The sequence below is a fragment of the Bradyrhizobium sp. genome (genome assembly GCF_019242285.1).
Lineage (GTDB): Bacteria > Pseudomonadota > Alphaproteobacteria > Rhizobiales > Xanthobacteraceae > Bradyrhizobium.
Map to the genome: position 1 here is coordinate 1 of NZ_JAFAVV010000146.1, position 4,546 is coordinate 4,546.

Consider the following 4,546-nt stretch of genomic DNA (forward strand, 5'->3'; position numbering starts at 1 on the left):
GATGCGCGGCGGCACTGCGGCCGAGGCGAGCCCAAGGATGCGCGCCCGCGGCGTCAGGCCGTGCTTCTTCACGGCCTCCTCCGAAGCAAGGATCATTGCCGCCGCGCCATCATTGACGCCCGACGCATTGCCCGCGGTCACCGTGCCCGGATTGCGCACGATCGGCTTGAGTTTCGACAGTCCCTCCAGCGTGGTTTCGGGACGCGGATGCTCGTCCTTGTCGACCGTGATCGGCCCAGCCTTGCCACCGGGCACCGACACCTGAACGATCTCCTCGGCGAAATAGCCGGCCGCGATCGCGGCACCGGCGCGCTGCTGCGAGCGCAGCGCGAACGCGTCCTGGTCGGCGCGCGACACCTGAAATTCCTCGGCGACATTCTCGCCGGTCTCGGGCATGGCATCGACGCCATATTGCGCCTTCATCAGCGGATTGATGAAGCGCCAGCCGATCGTGGTGTCGAACATCTCGGCCGAGCGCGCGAACGCCTCCGATGCCTTGCCCATCACGAACGGCGCTCGCGTCATCGATTCGACGCCGCCGGCAATGGCGAAATCGATCTCGCCCGCGCGGATCGCGCGGCCTGCGGCGCCGACCGCGTCGAGACCGGAGGCACACAGCCGGTTGATGGTCTGGCCCGGCACGGAATCGGGCACGCCTGCGAGCAGCAGCGCCATCCGCGCAACGTTGCGGTTGTCCTCGCCGGCCTGGTTCGCGCAGCCGAAATAGACCTCGTCGAGCTGCGACCAGTCGAGCTTGTCATGTTTCGCCACCAGCGCCTTGATCGGGGCCGCCGCGAGATCGTCGGCGCGCACCTTGGCGAGCGAGCCACCGAAGCGGCCGATCGGCGTCCTCACGGCATCGCAGACATACACATCACGCATCGGTTTCTCCCTGGTGCCGCGCTTTCGGCAAGATTGTCATACAGTTGACGACGAGTTGTAGGAGCGGCCCCACGGCAGGTCAATTGACGGTTTCGCCTGCGCGCAGCGCTCATCATGCATCGCTCATGCAGGCTTGACCGTGGAGAGGGTGGAAAACCCTTGCCGTGCGGGTAAAGCGATAGGACGGGCTCGCGAAATTGGCTAGGTTGCGCCTCCCATGACGGTCCAGTCCCCCATTCCCGTTCCTCCGCCCCTTGCCGCCGAGGCGATGCCCGCCGAAATCACCGCGCGCGTCACGCCGATGATGGAACAATATCTCGAGATCAAGGCGTCCCATCAGGGGCTCTTGCTGTTCTACCGGATGGGCGATTTCTACGAGTTGTTCTTCGAGGATGCCGAGCTCGCCTCCAAGGCGCTCGGCATCATCCTGACCAAGCGCGGCAAGCATCAGGGCATGGACATCCCGATGTGCGGCGTGCCGGTCGAGCGCGCCGACGACTATCTGCACCGGCTGATCGAGAAGGGATTCCGCGTCGCGGTCTGCGAGCAGACCGAAGATCCGGCGACCGCGCGCGCCCGCGGCAACAAGAGCGTCGTCCGCCGCGACGTGGTGCGGCTGGTGACACCGGGCACGCTGACCGAGGACACTCTGCTCGATGCCCGCACCAACAACTATCTGCTGGCGATCGCGCGGGCGCGCTCGTCCGCTGGAAGCGACCGCTTCGGGCTGGCCTGGCTCGACATCTCCACCTCGGAATTCATGGTCACCGAGTGCGCGGCGGCGGAGCTGGTGGCGACGCTGGCGCGGATCAATCCGAACGAGGCGATCGTCGCCGACGCGCTTTACGGCGACAGCGAGCTTGGCACCACCTTGCGCGAGCTGCCCGCGGTGACGCCCCTGACCCGCGACGTGTTCGACAGCTCCACCGCCGAACGGCGGCTGTGCGACTATTTCGCGGTCGCGACCATGGATGGGCTCGCGGCGATGTCGCGGCTGGAAGCGACCGCGGCGGCAGCCGCCGTCACCTATGTCGACCGCACCCAGGTCGGCAAGCGCGTGCCGCTGTCGCCGCCGGCGCGCGAGGCGGTCGGCACCACCATGGCGATCGATCCGGCCACCCGCGCCAATCTCGAACTGACCCGCACGCTCGCGGGCGAGCGGCGCGGCTCGCTGCTCGACGCCATCGACTGCACGGTGACGCCGGCCGGCTCGCGGCTGCTGGCACAGCGGCTCGCGGCGCCCTTGACCGATGCGGGGCAGATCGCGCGGCGGCTCGATGCGGTCGCGGCCTTCGTCAGTGACGGCGCGGCGCGCGAGGACGTCCGCTCGATCCTGCGCGGCGCGCCCGATCTGTCGCGCGCGCTGGCGCGGCTCTCGGTCGGGCGCGGCGGCCCGCGCGATCTTGCGGGATTGCGCGACGGCATCCTCGCCGCCGACCAGGTGCTGACACGGCTTGCCGAGCTCGTCGAGCCGCGGGAGGAGATCGCGGCCGTCATCGCCGCCTTGCAGCGGCCGTCGCGGGAATTGGCGCGCGAGCTGGAGCGCGCGCTCGCCGAGCAGTTGCCGCTGCTCAAGCGCGACGGCGGCTTCGTCCGCGAGAGCTATGAGGCCGCGCTCGACGAGGCGCGCAATCTGCGCGACGCGTCCCGCCTCGTCGTCGCCGCGATGCAGGCGCGCTATGCCGATGAGACCGGCGTCAAGGCCCTGAAGATCCGCCACAACAACGTGCTCGGCTATTTCGTCGAGGTGACGGCGCAGCATGGCGACAAATTGATGTCGGCGCCGCTCAATGCGACCTTCATCCATCGCCAGACGCTGGCCGGCCAGGTGCGCTTCACCACCGCAGAGCTTGGCGAGACCGAAGCCAAGATCGCCAATGCCGGCGAGCGCGCGCTCAACATCGAGCTCGAGATCTTCGAGCGGCTCAGCGCCAGGGCGCTGGCGATGAGCGGTGAGCTGCGCGAGGCCGCGCACGCCTTCGCGCTGCTCGATGTCGCGACCGCACTGGCAAAGCTCGCGGTCGACGACAACTATGTCCGCCCCGAGGTCGACGGCTCGCTCGGCTTTGCGATCGAGGCCGGCCGCCATCCCGTGGTCGAGCAGGCGCTGAAGCGCGACGGCGCGCCGTTCATCGCCAATTCCTGCGATCTCTCACCCGCCCCCGCCCAGAAGTCCGGACAGATATGGCTGGTGACCGGCCCCAACATGGCGGGCAAATCGACCTTCCTGCGCCAGAACGCACTGATTGCGCTGCTGGCGCAGATCGGCTCCTTCGTCCCGGCAGCCCGCGCTCGGATCGGCGTCGTCGACCGATTGTTCTCCCGTGTGGGTGCGGCCGACGACCTCGCTCGCGGCCGCTCCACCTTCATGGTCGAGATGGTCGAGACCGCGGCGATCCTGAACCAGGCCGGCGAACGCGCGCTGGTCATCCTTGACGAGATTGGCCGGGGGACGGCGACCTTCGACGGGCTTTCGATCGCCTGGGCAGCGATCGAGCATCTGCACGAGAGCAATCGCTGCCGCACGCTGTTTGCGACGCACTACCACGAATTGACCGCGCTCTCGGCAAAGCTGCCGCGGATGTTCAACGCCACCGTGCGTGTCAAGGAATGGCAGGGCGACGTCGTGTTCCTGCACGAGGTGCTGCCGGGCTCGGCCGACCGCTCCTACGGCATTCAGGTCGCACGCTTGGCCGGCCTGCCGCCAACGGTGATCACGCGGGCGAAGGCGGTGCTGGCGAAGTTGGAAGCGCAGGACCGCGGCCAGACGGCTCGGGCGCTCGCCGACGACCTGCCGCTGTTCGCGGTGCCGTCGCGCGCGGCGGCGGAGGCCGCGCCCCGGAGCGAGGCGGAACAGCTCGCCGCCGCGGTGAGAGCGCTGCATCCCGACGAAATGTCGCCGCGCGAGGCGCTGGAGGCGCTGTATAAACTCAAATCGCTCGCTGAAAAGGGGGCGTCATGAGGTTCACGGCTACTTTGCTGGTGTGGCTCGCGCTCGCGGCCGGTCTGCTGCAGGCGGTGATCTGCATCATCTATCTCTCGAGCTCCGGCTGGGCGATCCCGCTGGTCATGGTCTTCATGCTGCTGCCGATCGTGCCGCTGGTGCTGATGCACGAGGTCACGCGCTGGCGGCGAATGTCGCCGGTGGTGCCGGCCTCGGCGGCGCTGCTGTCGATCGCGGTGTCCGGCGGCTTCTACTGGGAGCTCTTTGCAAGGATGCGCTGAGCGCTTTTGCGCCGCCCGTTCCACCACAGCGCCAGATTCCAGCCGACGCAGACCAGCAGCGCCAAGCTCAAGCCGATCGCGGAGCCGAAATGCAGCACCGCGACATGCAGCACGGCGATCGCCAGCGCAAGCCCGATCAGGCCCCAGCCGCCATTGGCGATCACGGCCGCGGTGGCGGGACCGCCGATGCGCGGATGCAGGATCAGCATCATGCTGGTGAACACGATCGGAAACAGCGCCAGAATGCCGCTGATGGTCGGACCGACCCAGCTCGACAGAGCCGTCACGGTCGCAGCCAGACTCGCGACCAGCGCGGCGCGGAACGGGATGTCGTACCAGCGCCGCGTGATCAGCGGCATCTTCGCGACATGGCAATAGCGCTGCAGGATCGGCACGCAGACCGCATAGGAGATGATATTGACGATGACGCCGGCGGCGA

General features: G+C 68.2%; 3 protein-coding genes and 1 pseudogene. 2 read left to right on the forward strand and 2 right to left on the reverse strand.

The window, feature by feature from the left end:
• Window positions 1-882: acetyl-CoA C-acyltransferase (locus JOY90_RS05265; protein WP_291690093.1), on the reverse strand; the 882-nt coding region annotated here is incomplete at its 3' end.
• A 217-nt stretch (window positions 883-1,099) separates the two neighbouring features.
• Here JOY90_RS05265 and mutS point away from each other — a divergent pair.
• Window positions 1,100-3,844 carry a DNA mismatch repair protein MutS gene (gene mutS / locus JOY90_RS05270; protein WP_291690094.1) on the forward strand — a complete coding sequence of 915 codons (2,745 nt, stop codon included), beginning with the start codon at window positions 1,100-1,102 and terminating at the stop codon, window positions 3,842-3,844.
• Window positions 3,841-4,107 carry a hypothetical protein gene (locus tag JOY90_RS05275; protein ID WP_291690095.1) on the forward strand — a complete coding sequence of 89 codons (267 nt, stop codon included), beginning with the start codon at window positions 3,841-3,843 and terminating at the stop codon, window positions 4,105-4,107. Before mutS ends, JOY90_RS05275 begins: the two co-directional genes overlap by 4 nt.
• On the opposite strand, the pseudogene JOY90_RS05280 reads toward JOY90_RS05275, so the two are convergent.
• Window positions 4,077-4,546, reverse strand: a pseudogene (locus JOY90_RS05280) (hypothetical protein); the annotation flags it as partial. The gene JOY90_RS05275 and the pseudogene JOY90_RS05280 overlap by 31 nt on opposite strands.